Here is a 15,470-nt window from a genome sequence, read left to right as displayed (position 1 = left end):
TGGAATGGGTTTATATTTGTGACATAAGGGCTTATTTTTTTATTTATTTTAATTTTCAAGGGCCTTTTTCTTATACTTGTGTGTTAACCAATTCATAAGTTGTAGTGTGTAAGTGGGTGAATGAGTGATAAGGATGGTGTAAAAATGAGTGAATTTAAAAAGAAATTTCATATTCCATGTGATTGTTTTCTCCCCCCTGTACCCCCACCTCAAGTTGGACCGACTGGGCCGACCGGAGCAACTGGACCAACTGGACCAACTGGAGCAACTGGACCAACTGGACCAACTGCTGTAGGATGTTGTCCATGTAATAATGTTCTCAACAACCCTGGATTTGACATACCACCTGTAGGAGTAGATCCAGTTCCAGGTTGGAATCAAGCTGGTTCTGTTTCAGAAGTAGGTTTTCCAAACGTTCATAGTGGTCGTTTTCTGCCAGATGGGTCATTTAGTCTCTTAGCTGCATCAATTGGTCCAGGTGGAAGTATTAATCAAACAGTTGATGTTGACGAAGGTTGTTGTTATACATTTTCATTTGCTGCAGATGTAAGGGATGGTGCATTTCTTATAGCTTCTGTATCTTTTCCAGAACTTGGGCAAACATGTCCCCCTGCCCCTGCAACTCTTGGTCCATCAAACATTCCACATATTGTACCAGTTATGAATCAACCACAATCTCTTTTCCAACATTATGTTCTTGTTGTGTGTATACCTGCTACTGTGAGTATAGCTTGTATTTCTTTCCAAAATACTGCTACAGGTGGAGAAGGCGCAACAGCTTTTGTTGACAATGTTGTATTTCAACCTACTGGTGGACCTTGTACCTCATGTTCACAAAATTTTTAATGTATTAATATATTTGAAGCTTTTCGTTTTTCTAGCGAATCCAATAACTATTAAAGAGGGCCTTCTGGCTCTCTTTTCACATTAGAAATCAATAAAATCCCGTTCCTCAACCATGAGCCTGCTCACTATATATATTCATTAATAAACATGGGTTACTCTTCATTTTATTCAAATATCTATTTTAGATTAAATCCGCACACACCTTAGAAGCATACATACGATATCATGTGGTATTCTTTTTCAATATTAGTTTTTATCCGAGTGCGCCTTGGATGGCGCTCTTTAATTTTCAAATAACATTTTCAAGTAATTACGAGAGCAAATTTTATAATTTTGTACAAGCACTAATTCGCTTTATTAAATAGACTATATAAACATCAAAAAGAAGGGAGCTATAAATTCATATGGCTGATTATTTTTATAAAGGTGGTAAAAAGTATTATAAAAAACAATCGTATTCTCACCATCAAAAAGATAACTGTTTTATCAAAACCCATACAATAACTGGTTCGAATACAGCTTTAAATTTCAACGTACCAGCTAACACTACAAGAACTGCTTTTGAAGATTTCACCAATAACCACAATAAAACATTACTTGATCTTCGCATTCCTGGTACTTCTCAACCAATTGAAGTAACTATCCGAACAAGAAGTTCTCGTCTGCCGATTACTGTAACATTAGTTGCAGGTGAAACCAAGGTATTCCAAGTAGAGGATTTTCATAGCCTCACTCTCACAAATAATACTAATATCAATAGTAACATTTCTATATTTATTCAAAAAACATTTTGTATCTGCTGCAATAATCAAAATGATTATTGTAAAAAGTATTATAATGAACCATCGTATTCTCATTGTCAAAAAGATAACTGCTATATCGAAACTCATACCATAGCTGGTTCAAATACCACCCCAACTGAAAATTCACCTTTAACTATTATCGTACCTCCGGGCGCTTCAAGAAGAGTTTTTGAAGATTTCACCAATAACCACAATAAAACATTAATTCAAATATCTGTTCCCAGTGATGTTAGCTCGATTGAAGTAACTATTCGAACAAGAAGGTCCCCCACACCAATTATCGCCACCCTTGTCCCAGGTGAAACAAGAGTATTTCAAGTAGAAGATTTCCAAAGTCTTACCCTCACTAATAATACTGAAATCCTTGATTTTATTGATATTTTGATCCAAAAAACTTTTTGCATCTGTTGCAATGATAAGAATGATTCGTACGATGAATATTACCATGAGTGCAAGTAATAGATTAAATCACCAGAAGAACTCTTTAAATAGAGGGTTCTTTTCTTTTCACTCCCCTGATCTCCCCTTATTTTATTAAAATAACTATTTTGTTCATTTTTTTGATACTTCACTTAACTCTTTTCGAAGTGCATCTTTTTCATCAAGAATGATATTTAATCGCTTATACAGCACCCCCTAAAATCTCGATTTCAATACATTCGAATTATATAATGCAATGTATTTATCATTTACAATAACTTTTACAATAAAACTAAAAAAGAACACCTTAAGTCAGTGCCCTTCTTGCAAATAACAACCTTTATGTAATTGAACATACAGATAAAACTAATCCCCCTAATGTAATTGCACCTAGTAATCCTAATACAAATCCAGTTATACAAACACAATCAGCAAGACAAATGGATGACTGTGATAACGGAACAAATGACCTACTTGTACTCGATCCATATTGTTTTATTTTCTCATAATTCATATTTAACATTAATTGTAGACATGCTATACCTTCCTCAATAGAATGAAGAGATTCTTTTTCTAATCGATCCAATAATTTACTATTAAAAGTAATTGGAAGAGGATACCGTTTATCTAATTTCATATGTTGATAAATTAATTGTAAACGAGATAATATATTATTTTTCTTTTTTTCACATGTTACTGTGTGTTTCATTTTATTAAATTCATTTAATAACAGTGTCAATTCATCTCTGTTTCCGTATAAATCCCTTGCTATTTTTCTCTTTAGTTTGTACGAATGGATAATAGATTTAAGTTCAATCATTTTAATACACTTCCTAATAGAATTTTACTTACCCCAATATTTTAAAAATAAACAGTTCTTTTAAATCTTATTTAAAATACACTCAAGTATCTTCATTTACTATCGATTAACATTACATTAACCTTACATAGTTGTAATAATTCCTTTCGCTACCCACTAATTAGAAGCAACAGATCCCTTATTTGATGGTAAAAATATAAAAAAGCAATGATTAGGTTTTAAGTCTAGTCATTGCTTTATATATCTTATCTTGATTTACAACTAAAAATCTAAATATCATTCTTTCACTTGAATGCTACATGTGTTTTTATTAAATTCTTTAATAAAAATTATATAATACTTCACTATTGGATTCCTTTTTTCTCTTATCAATATTCATATGTTACAATAGTACCAGTTGTATCAGTAGTACCATTAAAACCACTAAAACAATTGGAACAATTACCACAACTACCACAGCCGCCACAACCAAAACAACCGAAGCAACCAATACAACGGAATCCACCACAACGAAATCCACCACAGCGCCCTCCACAACCTCCACAACGACCACAACCGCCACAGCGACGAGCAGCATCTTCAATATAATAATATGGATATTGGTTTTGTTGGTCCCAATACACAATATTTCCAGACCGGTAATCATTAAGGCTTAACGCTTGTAGTTCTTGTTGAAACTGATTCATTTTCATGACCTCCGTTTATAAAATACAACCTCATCGATGTTTTCCTATATTTCTGTTCATTACATCTAAGTAGAAATAACGCTTTAAACTAAGTTCAATACATACACCAACAAAGTATGACTTACCACTTGATGATGCACCTTGTTCATATACCTATTTTTACTATGGGCTCATTTTTTAAAATAGAAATTATAAAACGTGAATTCTAGCGTCATATCCTCATGCTTACTAAGTTCAATTCATTTCTCAATAACCATGATGCCGTATCCTGTGTATTCCCGTCTGCAGCTTAGATTTTTCTGTAATGTAAATGCCTCTCGTTATAACACTTCCATATACTTTCTGAGCGTGCCATCACATATTCCTAACCTTGTATATACTTCACTATCCAAATAAACAATCTCGTCCGTAGTAGCTTCTAAACACCTATTAATAACAGGATTCAATAACGGTTAAGAAACTCCTACAAAAAAACCCTGATAAGGTTTTTTTTTTCATTTTTCCAGCAAGCACTCCATGAAATTGCTAATTGAAGAAAATTGAAAAAAGACGCATTTAGATTGATGCGTCTTTTTCTGATACCTCTTTTGTGAAATCATATAAAGCAATTGCACCTATAAGAACAAGTATACCTTGAGGAACATCTATCAAAATAGTTTTCCAAATCCCTGGAATTACCCATTCGATATTTGCTGCTGTTTCAAGATATGTTTGAAATATAGATAGGTATTATCCATACCTATCTATAACATTACTTCTATTCTTTATCCAATTACATCGTTTACTTCTTTTTCCACTGGCCACTTTTCTAAAGTATAAGCCATTTCCCAAAATGAATATTCATATTGACTACTAATAATAAAATGCTGTTTCATTCGCTTACGGTCAGACTCTGTCACCTTTTCAGCGATAGTATCTAATCGTGTAATTTGCTCTTCAACTAATGTGCGGAACCAATCAGATCCATAAGCAGAAATCCATTCGTTATAAATTTGCTCTTCTGGCTGACACTCTTTTAAACGCTCACCAATTTCATAATACAACCAATAGCAAGGTAAAATTGCTGCAATGATATCGCCTAAATGTCCTTCATACGCAGCACGATACATATGTGAAGTATAAGCGTATGCAGTTGGAGCAGGGATAAAATTATCTTTTTCTTCTTGTGTTATCCCTAGTTTCTTCGCAAAATTCTCATGTAAAGATAATTCCGCCTCGTATGTATTTCGAGCATGGTGTGCCATACGAGCTGTCGTTTCTAATTCCAGTGCTTTTGCAGCTCCTAAAGTTTGTACTCTAGCAAAGTGACTCAAATAATATGAATCTTGAAGCACATAATAGCGAAAACTAGCTAAATCTAACGTTCCTTCACCAAGTTGTTTTACAAAAGGGTGATGAAAACTAGCTTCCCAAATTGAATCTACTTCTTGACGTAATGATTGTGAAAATTTCATTTAAACCCCTCCAATAAATTATAAAATTTAAGTATTTATCCACAGTTATTAAATCTGTAAAATAAAAAAACTTTCTTTACAAACGTAAAGAAAGTGAAATTGACAGTATTTATTCATAAAATAGTAATGTCTTCCCACTTCCCTACGCTAGTATTAACCAGATCAGGTACTAAGAGTCTCAAATTTCCATTTGATCTCAGCCTATAATAGGCCCCCCTAGTGGATAAATATTTAATTTTCGTATTGTATTCATCATAACATACTTCATGTTACTGTCAAAAGTATTCATGATACTGCTACTTAAAACCCTTCTTCTTTTCTTACTTTTAATGAAGTTTCAATAATCATATCTAATAGTTTACTATAATGAATACCAGCTGCATCTGCACTTTTCGGTAGTAAACTTGCTTGTGTCATCCCTGGTAATGTATTAACCTCCATTACATATGGAATTCCGTCCTTTACCATCATATCCACCCTTGCATAAACGCTGCATTTCAATGCTTTATAACAAGCCAGTGACGCTTTGTTTACACGTTCCTTCAATTCTCCTGGAAGTTCGATAACTTCTTCAATTGTACTAACATCATCATATTTTGCATTGTAATCAAAGAACTCAGCTGCATGTCGGATTGAAATAATAGGTAACTGTTTTCCATCAAAAATTGAACATGTAATCTCATCACCTTTTATATACTTCTCTATTACTACTTCAGAATCCCATTCAAACATAGTTTCCAGCATTGAAATTAATTCATCTTTATCATATACAATCTTTACCCCAACACTTGATCCACCAGAGTTTGGCTTTACCACTAACGGAAATCCTAACTTATCTAGTTTATCAAGATTTAGATCCGCCATTTTTGTAAGTTCAATCCAATCGGGTGTTTCTATACCTTCATAGCGTAAAATCTTTTTCGAAATATTTTTGTCCATACATATACCGCTAGATAACATATTGCTCCCGCTATAAGGAATACCTAAACTTTCAAGCGTGCCTTGAACCGTCCCATCTTCCCCGTATTTCCCATGTAATGCGAGCAGCGCAAAATCAATGTCTTTCGCTTTTTCGATTAAATCCATTTTTTCATTTAACGTAATTGGTACGATTTCATATTTATTTTTATCTAAATTTGCAATCATTTCATTTCCAGTCATAATTGATACTTGTTTTTCAGAGGATACTCCACCCATAATAACGCCAATTCTCATTTCCTCAACTCCAAATTTCATTTTTTATTGTATCACCGATTATTTTGATTCCACGAACTATTTCTTCTTCTTTCAGACGTGAAAACCCTAATCGAAAAGTAGTCGCTCCTCCTCCATCAGAATAAAAAACATCTCCAGGAGAAAATGTAACCCCTTGCTCATAACACTTTTGTAAAAGTGTGCGGGCATGAATTTTTTCTTCTAACTCTATAAATAAATGAAGTCCACCATCACCGGTCATTCTTTGAAACGGAATGTACTCGTTACACGCCCCAACAGCTAACTCATATTTTTTCTTATATACTGATCTTGCCTTTTTTAAATATTTTTCAAAATATCCTTCATGTAAATATTGAAATAGAACAGCTTGATCTAACGTAGATGTGTGAATCGTTCTTGCTCTTTTTACACTTTCTAAATGATGAATCAGTTCTTTATCTGCGATAATCCAGCCTACACGTAAACCAGGGAAAAGTACCTTTGAAAAGCTACTAATATAAATTACATTATTACCAGCGCCAGCAAAAGCTAATAATGGCGCTAAATGTGAACCTGAATAACGTAACTCTTCATTAAATCCATCTTCTATAATAGGAACTTTATATTTGGAGAATAATCTCATCAGTTCCGTTCTTTTCTCCGAACTCGTAACAATACCGGTTGGATTATGATAGGAAGGAATTAAATATGCGAAATCAAACTCTTTTTCACGCAAACTTTTTTCTACTTCGTTCGTATCGATGCCATCTTCATTCATATTAATTCCGTGAACTTCAAGTCCATGTAAACGGAAAAGCTTCAATGCAGCATGGTGAGTTGGATTCTCACAAATAACCCGCCCTGATTTCTTCGATAACGAGGATAGTACGATGTCTAATCCTTCTGTAAATCCATTTGTAATTAAAATATCTTTGTTCGAAATATCTACACCTTTCATTTCCATATAATGAAGTAGATAATTCATTAAAGGTCTATAACCTTTTGCGTATCCGTAGTTTAATACGACATCCCCTTCAATGGACATACGAGTAAGAAAAGCTCTTTTGAAATTTTCCACATCAAATAGCTTTTCGTCCGGAGCAATGCTATTAAAAACAATCATTCCTTTTTCCCAGCGAACACCATGTTTCATTAAATCTAATTCATCCGCTAATAAGGTAACGGTATTAAGTTTATTTTTCCAATCTATTTCAACAGACGAAGTGTTCGATATATCAACCTTCTCTACAAAATTCCCTTTACCTTTAACTGCATAAATGAGTCCTTCTTGCTCTAAATCTGCATAAGCAGCGAGTACAGTATTTCTGCTCACACTTAGTAATTCACTTAGTTCCCTAGTTGAAGGGATTTTTTGATCCCCGAGCAAATGACCTTTCATAATCATCTTTTTCAAATAATCTTTCAATTGAATATAAACGGGACGATCTTTCACAACTTTAAAATCTTTAAACAATTCCTTACCCCCTGCAATCATTTTTGCATATTTATTTCTTTCTCAAAAGGTCCACTACATATGTATTTTTTATAAAGGGCGGTACGGTCTTATAAAGTGAAGGCTAGTAATCAATGAGGGATATTACCCCTCGTTAATACGGTACAAATCTTTACGATATAAGTTAATAATATCTTTTAAAGCTGCTGCTGCGGCTCCGCGTGGATTAGAAGCACCACCAATTGTAGTAACTTGCCCCATCGTATCTGTAAAGAACGTAATTCCTTTTTCTGTCCCATTTACTTTTGCTAGCGGATGATTTTTATCTATTTTGTACGGTTCCACATGAAGAGACACTTTACCGTCCTTATCCTTATATGCTGAAGCTATTAATTTAATATATTTTTTTTGTTCCTTAGCATTTCTAATTTGTTGTTTTGTAACATGTTCGATTCCTTTTATATGTATATCTGTAAGCGTATTTTCTGTTCCCATTAAACTGTTTGTCAAAAGTAACAATTTACATGCACTATCAGAACCACTTACATCTAATATTGGGTTCGTTTCAGCAATTCCTTTACTTTGCGCTTCTTTCAGTGCTTCTTCAAACGTAATATCTTCCTCATTCATTTTCGAAAGGATATAATTTGTAGTCCCGTTTAAAATCCCTTCTATTTTTTCAATATGGCAACCCGCTAAACTAAATTGACCAATATCAAGTGTCGGTAATGCGGCCGCAGTTGCACCACTATATCGAATTCGTACATTTGCAATTTTTGCCGCTTCATTTATTTCTCGCCAGTTTGTAACGAGTGCGCCTTTTGAAATTGCTACTATATCCATTTGTTTCTCAATCGCTTGTTTTATATATTGTTTCCCTGGATTTCCATCTTTAAGATTTGTAACGGTTGATTCTACTAATACAGTACCACATATGTTATCTGTTGCTCGTTCATTCGGATGATGTTCAATATATTCTTCAATTGCAGCACTACCGCCACCATACATTAATAAGTGCTGAATAGATAATCCGTCCTCATTATGTATTGCAATATTTCTACCTAATACGCCACTTACAACTAATTGAATCCCGTATGTTTCATATATATATGAATATTTTTCGTTTAATAATTTTACAAACTCTCTGCCAACTGTTCCATATCCTGATAATACAACTTGAATTCTCATAATATACCCCCATATTTTTCTACCATATCCCTCTTTCAATATAATATAAAGCGCCCTCGAATTCCATCGAGAGCGCTTTATTAATACCTATTTTGGTAAATGTGCTAGCTTTTCAGCAATTGTTCTATAAAACTCTTGAATGCTAGAAAAACCTAACGTATCTGAAACACTTAATCCTACCATGTCGAGATGGTCCCAATTTGCTTTCGTTTCAATATGATTCCATTTTCCAATCTGTAAAGACTCCTTATTATTTAGTGTAGCATTAGAAGATGGTGCAATCATAGAATTTGTATTTACTACACCGTCATTTTGCCACCAAGAAGTATTAATTAATGGCCGGTTTTCTTCATATCTTGCGTAAGAACCTAAGAAAAATGCATTACCCATTAACACTTTATTCATCGTTATATGAGGCAAATGTAAACCGGTTATTGGTGCAGCTTGCGATGCCTGTCCACTATAGGATAAGTAATATACATTCGATTGCGTCTTTACCCAATTATTTAACTCATTTGCACCATCAGTACTTAAATCCCATTGACTAATGTCTTTTGTATTTTTCCAAATTGAACTATTTAAAATACGATCAATATATTGGAATGGGGACTCTCCAGCATTCTTTTTTAACCCCCATTGATCCAATTTAAAATCGTATAATGATAAATTATTGTTTCCTCCTAAACTTGCAGCTGTAATGAGTAAATCTTTAACGAACGGCAGTAGAAGACTACCATCCGCAAGTGTTGTGCCATTGTGAGGAGTTGCTAATGTTGTCACACTATGAACATATGATTTCTCGCCCTCAAATAGTGGTGATATATTTGTATTCGGATGATTTTTCACATAATTTTTTTCTTCAAAACTGCCTTCTTTTAATAGCTGTACTAATGTTCTAATCGTTTGTCCACCCATGCTATGCCCAACTAAATGAACTTTATTTGTTTCACTCCAATTCGGTGCAAAACCACTATAAGTTCTGCCAAAACGATTATGTCCATGTTTTTCAGCATGTGCGGCACCGTAGTCTACTGTACCACCGTTAATTTGCGCATATAATTCACATGCACGATCCCAGTTACTAGACACAGGTCCAACAGCTGCGGTATGTACCGTATAACCTTTGCGTTTCAAATCTTCCTGTATATCATGAACACCACCCCAATATTTAACCCCTAACATTTCCTCTCTACCCCATCCGGCAAACCCGTTTACTAAAATGATAGGATAATTATTTTGTTGTCTCTCTTCAGCGTATGTTATTTTCGCCGCCAATGAACAAACAGTCACTAATGCAAAAAAACATATTTTTAAAAATAACTTCCCCATACTTTCTCCCCCCTAATTAAACGCTTTCATTTTCTTGAGAATAAATTGACAAAATCAGTTTTAAACTTAAACATAATGTAAAGTATTTTATATACGTTGTATATATAGAAAAGATACATAAATGTTGATAAATATTAATTCAAGTAAGCATTCACTTTTTACAATACAACTTGTAAATCTGATTATTTAAATTTATAATTAAATATAGTTTCCTTATATTAAACTAATCTATAACATTATGAAAAAACTATCTTCATTACATGAAAAGGAGGTAAAACGATATGCAAATCGGATTAAATACTCATACACTATCTCAATCTACTAAGTTAACTCCTACTACTCTTGAGCATAATACTATCTCTTCTACTAAACTTGAAGATAAAAAATCAAATGATCCTATCAAATTTGATATTCGTTCATCTGAAAAAGAAATGAAACAACCTGAGCATAAATTTAACGAATTAGATTTATGGAAGATGTTAAAGGATAAAGGCGTTCCTTTATGGATCATCCTTGAAATGCTACAAAAAGTTCGTAAAGAAAAAGAAGCTCAAAATAATTCGGTTCAAAATTCAAATGCGATTGAAGAAACAAACGAGAGTCGATTAAACGAAGTAATGTAATTTTGTTATATGAATGGTCAATAAATCAAGCTCCACTCCTCACAAATAGTGGAATAAACTAAAAAGAGTTCAAAGTTGATAATATTTCTATCAACCTTGAACTCTTTTTTTAGATTTGCCTCCAATCGTTACAAACTGAACTGATACTTCCCCTTTAAAACCTTCAATTAACTTTCTTACTTTTACTTTTTCATTAATCAACGTATTATCTGTCGATATTTTAGGATTTTCATCACCTAATGACTTTTTCAAGTGTAGAAGTTGCATATTCGTTTCATTTGCCTTTATTTCTTTATACACACTATTTTTCGCCACAATGATATACCATAGTGCTCCATAGTCACGTTTATTGCCAAGCCAAGCATCACTACCATATGTAACAGGTATCTTGCTTCCTTCTATTTCAATACTTTTTATATTCTTTTCTTCTTCATTTATAAATAATAAGGAACTTTCTTTTGGAAAATTCGGCAACGTATCTAACGTTTTGGAAAGAGATGCTTGATCACGTTTACGAAAAATCTTTGCATTAATCATCGCTTGTGCAGTAGATTCATTTATTATCAGAACCCTATTTTGATCAAATCTACCTGTTTTCACTGAAAAAGCTTCATGTTCTTTCGTGTTTCCCTTATAACGATTTATAATTGTTGAAGTATGATTCTCATCTCCAATGATTAATACGCCGTTAGCTGGAAATCTGTTTTCATTTTTAGAGCATGCACTTAAACTTATTAAAATTAATATACTTAATATGAAAATAGAGAGTGTTTTTTTCATCACAGTTCCTTTCATAACTCAAATTGTTTTTTTACATGCTTTTCTGCAATCTTACTTGCTGATATTCTCTACTGTTCCATAGTTTTATAAAGCTTTTGTAAGTAACGCCAACGAGTTATAAAGAAATATAAAACTTGTATACATATAAATGAAATTAAAATTATGATAGAGCTATTCATAATAGAAAAATCGACTAATTGTTGTAATGCCATATAAGCCACCACAGTATGAATCACTGCAACGATAATCGGTAAGAAGAACATTAATACTAATTGTCTTGTTACAACTTTTTTCAACTCTCGTTTACTTAATCCTATTTTCGAAATCATCTTATATTGCTGCTGATCGCGGTCCAAATCAGTATATAACCGGAAATAAATAAAACTAGCAGCGAAAGTAAAGAAGACGATTCCAACTAAAACACTTGCCATAAGTAATAACCCATTCGTTTGTTTTGCACTTAACAACTCTATAGTTAGTGCTCTAAATTCAAAATGTATGTCTCTAGGATCTTGATCGAATATGTCACTTAATTGGTTTGAAATCTCTTTCGTTTTTATCCAATCATCTACAACAAATCCATAAGTTCGATATTGAATAATATTTTCAAAATCTAGATTACTATTAAGCGGAATTTCATCATACACATGATCTTGAATCGCAATGTTAATCCCTTCCGTATCGTGTGGCAAAACTAAATTATCTACAGTTTTTTTCACATGAAATGTCTTTGTCCAATCGCCTTGAATGACTTCAATATTCTTTTTATAATCACCATTTTTAAACTCTTGTTTTTGTGATACGACTCCAGGGATTAATAACATTTCATCTTCTTTTTCAATCGTTTCTTGTTGGTACCCGAGTGCTCTCGCAAGTTCGTTATATTCACTTAACTTCATTACATTTACATTACTTTCTGTATAAATATCTGAAGTGGAAGCCATTCGATATGGAATATTAGAATCAGCAAGATGTTTTTTTATAATCGAGAGATGTTTATCCGTTATTTTATTTTTATCAGGAGCTGTATACAGAAATGTATACGGGTTTGTCATCCTTACCAAATCTTTATTTCCAAGAGCTGCTGTCGTGCCAATTGCTGTAAAAGCAACTGCTGAAATAATAGATACTATAAAAAACATTGTTGCATTATCTTTCATACGGTATATTAATTCTGAAAATGTTAATATATTGGTTCTCTTTAAAAAGAAAGATTCACTCCTTTTCACAAGATGCAATATATAAACGCTACACTGTGTATATAAAAAGTACGTTCCTATAATTACTAGGAGCACACCCATTCCGAGCGTAATAAAACTATAACTTGGGATAAAGCGAAATACTAAAATATAGCCATATCCTATACTAAATAAAGAAAAAATTGATAATAGAATTGACGATTTCGGTTCAGGCTTTGGCTTTTCCCCTGCTTGAATAAGTTCCACAAGTTCTGTTACTTTTATCATTTTAAAAGTAACTAGCGAAACAATTAAAAATAAGAATAGAAACGTGATGCCAGTTAATAATACCGCCTTCACTGGCATATAAAAAGGTAAGCCGTTACTAGGGTGTGTCTAAAAACTATTTCTATGATAGGATTACCTCAAATCATTTAGAGAGGGGTATTTTCTATGACGCCACGCCGCTACGAACTTACAAATGAACAATGGGAACAAATCAAAGACTTTTTCCCACCGTATTTTACTGGTCGTCCGCCTAAAAGGAGTAATCGTGAAATGTTCAATGCTATTTTATGGATAGCTAGGAGCGGCGCTCCCTGGCGTGATTTGCCGGACCATTACGGATTATGGAAAACCGTGTATGCTCGCTTCTGCAAATGGCGTGATGAAGGTGTCTTACTGACTATTTTTCAAGAATTAAATGCTGAACCGGATCTTGAAAACCTCAGCATAGATTCAACCAGTATCAAAGCGCATCAACATAGTGCTGGTGCAAAAAAAAGGCTGTAAATCATGAGTGTCATCAGCATATTGGCATGAGTCGCGGTGGAAAAACTACCAAAATCCATGCAATTGTTGATGGTTTAGGCAACCCCATTTTATTTCATTTGACTGGCGGAAATATTTTTGATAGCACTCCTGTTTGCGAGCTTTTGGATGAAATACCGATTAAGGGCAGCAATATTCTTGGTGACAAGGCCTATGGTTCTCATACGATTCGTAACTATATTACCGATCATGAAGCAACCTATACCATTCCACCCAGGTCAAATGCGAAAGCTCCTTGGAATGTGGATTGGTATTTATATAAAGAACGCCATTTAGTGGAGTGTTTTTTCAATAAAATCAAGCATTTCCGTAGAATCGCAACACGTTATGATAAGCTGGCATCTTCTTTTTTAGCCTTTGTGTATATCGCTGCCATTTTTCGATTAACACAATGAACAACAGTTTTTAGACACACCCTAATCATTAATACACTGGCACTTATTAATAAAACTAGTTTAGAAAATACGAGGCCGATAAGAATCCCAATACAAATCGAACCAAGTCCAATTAACATATTTTCAATTAACAATAACTTCTTAAGCTGTCTCATTGACATACCTTGCATCATTAAAATGCCAAATTCTTTCTTACGCGTTTTTAAAAACGAACTCACTGAATATAGAATGAAGAAGAATGAAAAGACAAAAATCAAACCTTGAGAAACTTCAAATCCTAATGTACCAAATGTACTTATTGTTTTACTTGTCGATTTCAACTCCCCCTGTAAATCAGGATGGAATAATAAAAGAGCATACGTAAAGAAAATCATTATAGAAAATGCACTACTTAAAAAATGGGCAGCATATGTACGCTTATTACGAAAAATATTATTAAATGCGAACTGACGAAAAGTCATGCCTTTTCCCTCCTAACAAAGAAAGGACATCCATAATCTTTTGATAAAATGCTTGCCTGCTTTCACCACAATAAATTTCGTTATATAATTGACCATCTTTTATAAATATAACTCTGCTGCAAAAACTCGCTGCATACGGATCATGAGTCACTAACATCATCGTAGCTTTTTCTTCCTTATTTAGAGTATCTAACATCTCCATTACATCATTTGAAGATTTAGAATCTAAATTCCCTGTTGGTTCATCTGCAAGTAATAATTGCGGCTTATGAACAATTGCACGAGCAATTGCTGTTCTTTGGGCTTGGCCTCCTGATATTTCAAACGTTCTTTTATTCAATATATCTGTAATATTTAATTTCTCTGCGATTTCTTGTACGCGTTTGTTCATTTCTTGCACAGAAACGCCATCTAATGTCATCGGCAATACGATATTTTCCTTCACTGTAAGCGTACTAAGTAAATTAAATGATTGGAAAACAAATCCTAATTGTTTCCTACGGAATAAAGCTAAATCTTCTGATGATAACTGGAAAGGATTTGTACCGTTTATTACTATTTCTCCTGATGTTGGAGAATCGATAGTAGATACCATATTTAATAACGTTGTTTTCCCGCTACCTGATGGCCCCATGATCCCTATAAATTCACCTTCTTGAATTGATAAATCAATATCTACTAATGCCTTAAAAGGTATTTTCCCTTTATATACTTTACTAATATTTTTCGCATGTAAAATTTCCATTTCTATTCTCCCTTCATTTGCACTTCTCACAATAGAGTGTAAATGAATTGTATTACTGCTCATATTGATTCATCTTTCATTTATCTTACACGCTTGTAAGATTTCTAAAAAAACTGATAATAAAACTATTTTCAAACTAAAATTAACGCATAACTATCTTATAATAATTGTATAGTGGCAGGAAATACAATTGTATATCAAATCTTTATTATAAAAACAAGAAAAGACCGATTGCTTTATCGGTCTTTTCCTTCCCAAAGTTAT

Annotated in this window: 13 protein-coding genes, 4 pseudogenes and 1 riboswitch; of the genes and pseudogenes, 4 read left to right on the top strand and 13 right to left on the bottom strand. The window is 33.3% G+C overall.

The annotated features are described in order from the left end of the window. Nucleotides 1-144: 144 nt before the first annotated feature. Both QCI41_RS03065 and QCI41_RS03060 read left to right on the top strand, forming a co-directional pair. Complete coding sequence (locus QCI41_RS03065; protein ID WP_353838382.1) at nt 145-846, top strand: collagen-like protein; 702 nt, start codon at nt 145-147, stop codon at nt 844-846. A gap of 404 nt (nt 847-1,250) precedes the next feature. Continuing rightward, nucleotides 1,251-2,108, top strand: coding sequence for an exosporium protein D (locus QCI41_RS03060; RefSeq protein ID WP_120340851.1), 858 nt, complete (start codon nt 1,251-1,253; stop codon nt 2,106-2,108). A gap of 301 nt (nt 2,109-2,409) precedes the next feature. Here QCI41_RS03060 and QCI41_RS03055 read toward each other — a convergent pair whose 3' ends face one another. The 9 genes and pseudogenes from QCI41_RS03055 to QCI41_RS03015 form a co-directional block, all read right to left on the bottom strand. Then, the gene (locus QCI41_RS03055) at nt 2,410-2,889 is read right to left on the bottom strand and encodes a homoserine dehydrogenase (RefSeq protein ID WP_353838383.1); all 480 of its coding nucleotides are present in this window, start codon (nt 2,887-2,889) and stop codon (nt 2,410-2,412) included. Between the two features lie 368 nt (nt 2,890-3,257). Further along, on the bottom strand, nt 3,258-3,581 hold the full coding sequence (locus QCI41_RS03050) for a heterocycloanthracin/sonorensin family bacteriocin (protein ID WP_353838384.1): 324 nt from the start codon (nt 3,579-3,581) through the stop codon (nt 3,258-3,260). Nucleotides 3,582-3,817: 236 nt separating this feature from the next. Next, a pseudogene (locus QCI41_RS03045) lies at nt 3,818-4,009 on the bottom strand (hypothetical protein); the annotation flags it as partial. 121 nt (nt 4,010-4,130) lie between these two features. Beyond that, nucleotides 4,131-4,301: pseudogene (locus QCI41_RS03040) on the bottom strand (DUF3937 family protein); the annotation flags it as partial. 38 nt (nt 4,302-4,339) lie between these two features. Further along, the gene (tenA, locus tag QCI41_RS03035) at nt 4,340-5,029 is read right to left on the bottom strand and encodes a thiaminase II (protein ID WP_353838385.1); all 690 of its coding nucleotides are present in this window, start codon (nt 5,027-5,029) and stop codon (nt 4,340-4,342) included. A gap of 122 nt (nt 5,030-5,151) precedes the next feature. Continuing rightward, nucleotides 5,152-5,257: riboswitch (TPP riboswitch) on the bottom strand. Between the two features lie 72 nt (nt 5,258-5,329). Then, nucleotides 5,330-6,244 (bottom strand): D-alanine--D-alanine ligase, encoded by a 915-nt coding sequence (ddlB, locus tag QCI41_RS03030; RefSeq protein WP_353838386.1) that lies wholly within the window; start codon nt 6,242-6,244, stop codon nt 5,330-5,332. Nucleotides 6,245-6,248: 4 nt separating this feature from the next. Next, nucleotides 6,249-7,697, bottom strand: coding sequence for a MocR-like pyridoxine biosynthesis transcription factor PdxR (gene pdxR / locus QCI41_RS03025; protein WP_353838387.1), 1,449 nt, complete (start codon nt 7,695-7,697; stop codon nt 6,249-6,251). A 123-nt stretch (nt 7,698-7,820) separates the two neighbouring features. Further along, the gene (locus QCI41_RS03020; RefSeq protein WP_353838388.1) at nt 7,821-8,864 is read right to left on the bottom strand and encodes a homoserine dehydrogenase; all 1,044 of its coding nucleotides are present in this window, start codon (nt 8,862-8,864) and stop codon (nt 7,821-7,823) included. Between the two features lie 87 nt (nt 8,865-8,951). After that, nucleotides 8,952-10,193 (bottom strand): esterase/lipase family protein, encoded by a 1,242-nt coding sequence (locus QCI41_RS03015; RefSeq protein WP_353838389.1) that lies wholly within the window; start codon nt 10,191-10,193, stop codon nt 8,952-8,954. Between the two features lie 281 nt (nt 10,194-10,474). Here QCI41_RS03015 and QCI41_RS03010 point away from each other — a divergent pair, with 281 nt between their 5' ends. After that, a complete protein-coding gene (locus tag QCI41_RS03010; RefSeq protein WP_060488496.1) occupies nt 10,475-10,816 on the top strand; it encodes a DUF3914 domain-containing protein in 342 nt (113 codons plus the stop codon). Nucleotides 10,817-10,906: 90 nt separating this feature from the next. On the opposite strand, the gene QCI41_RS03005 is transcribed toward QCI41_RS03010, so the two are convergent. Together QCI41_RS03005 and QCI41_RS03000 are read right to left on the bottom strand one after the other, a co-directional pair. After that, nucleotides 10,907-11,596, bottom strand: a complete 690-nt coding sequence (locus QCI41_RS03005; RefSeq protein WP_353838390.1) for a lipoprotein BA_5634 family protein — start codon at nt 11,594-11,596, stop codon at nt 10,907-10,909. A gap of 68 nt (nt 11,597-11,664) precedes the next feature. Continuing rightward, nucleotides 11,665-13,161, bottom strand: a pseudogene (locus QCI41_RS03000) (ABC transporter permease); the annotation flags it as partial. Nucleotides 13,162-13,227: 66 nt separating this feature from the next. Here QCI41_RS03000 and QCI41_RS02995 point away from each other — a divergent pair. Beyond that, a protein-coding gene (locus QCI41_RS02995) for an IS5 family transposase (protein WP_483299041.1) occupies nt 13,228-14,000 on the top strand; the annotation gives its coding sequence in 2 pieces (ribosomal slippage) (nt 13,228-13,558 and nt 13,558-14,000; 774 coding nt in all). A 23-nt stretch (nt 14,001-14,023) separates the two neighbouring features. Here QCI41_RS02995 and QCI41_RS02990 read toward each other — a convergent pair. Together QCI41_RS02990 and QCI41_RS02985 are read right to left on the bottom strand one after the other, a co-directional pair. Further along, nucleotides 14,024-14,461 (bottom strand): annotated as a pseudogene (locus QCI41_RS02990) (FtsX-like permease family protein); the annotation flags it as partial. Continuing rightward, complete coding sequence (locus QCI41_RS02985; protein WP_353838391.1) at nt 14,436-15,206, bottom strand: ABC transporter ATP-binding protein; 771 nt, start codon at nt 15,204-15,206, stop codon at nt 14,436-14,438. The gene QCI41_RS02985 and the pseudogene QCI41_RS02990, both read right to left, overlap by 26 nt. Nucleotides 15,207-15,470: the final 264 nt, after the last annotated feature.

The organism is Bacillus cereus group sp. MG4 (assembly GCF_040460055.1).
Classification (GTDB): Bacteria; Bacillota; Bacilli; order Bacillales; family Bacillaceae_G; genus Bacillus_A; species Bacillus_A wiedmannii.
This window is presented reverse-complemented; position numbering and strand designations above follow the sequence as displayed.

Coding starts and splice junctions, on each gene's coding strand:
- QCI41_RS03065 (WP_353838382.1), top strand. CDS start 145: ATGAGTGAATTTAAAAAGAAATTTCATATTCCATGTGATTGTTTTCTC.
- QCI41_RS03060 (WP_120340851.1), top strand. CDS start 1,251: ATGGCTGATTATTTTTATAAAGGTGGTAAAAAGTATTATAAAAAACAA.
- QCI41_RS03055 (WP_353838383.1), bottom strand. CDS start 2,889: ATGATTGAACTTAAATCTATTATCCATTCGTACAAACTAAAGAGAAAA.
- QCI41_RS03050 (WP_353838384.1), bottom strand. CDS start 3,581: ATGAAAATGAATCAGTTTCAACAAGAACTACAAGCGTTAAGCCTTAAT.
- tenA (WP_353838385.1), bottom strand. CDS start 5,029: ATGAAATTTTCACAATCATTACGTCAAGAAGTAGATTCAATTTGGGAA.
- ddlB (WP_353838386.1), bottom strand. CDS start 6,244: ATGAGAATTGGCGTTATTATGGGTGGAGTATCCTCTGAAAAACAAGTA.
- QCI41_RS03020 (WP_353838388.1), bottom strand. CDS start 8,864: ATGAGAATTCAAGTTGTATTATCAGGATATGGAACAGTTGGCAGAGAG.
- QCI41_RS03015 (WP_353838389.1), bottom strand. CDS start 10,193: ATGGGGAAGTTATTTTTAAAAATATGTTTTTTTGCATTAGTGACTGTT.
- QCI41_RS03010 (WP_060488496.1), top strand. CDS start 10,475: ATGCAAATCGGATTAAATACTCATACACTATCTCAATCTACTAAGTTA.
- QCI41_RS03005 (WP_353838390.1), bottom strand. CDS start 11,596: ATGAAAAAAACACTCTCTATTTTCATATTAAGTATATTAATTTTAATA.
- QCI41_RS02985 (WP_353838391.1), bottom strand. CDS start 15,206: ATGGAAATTTTACATGCGAAAAATATTAGTAAAGTATATAAAGGGAAA.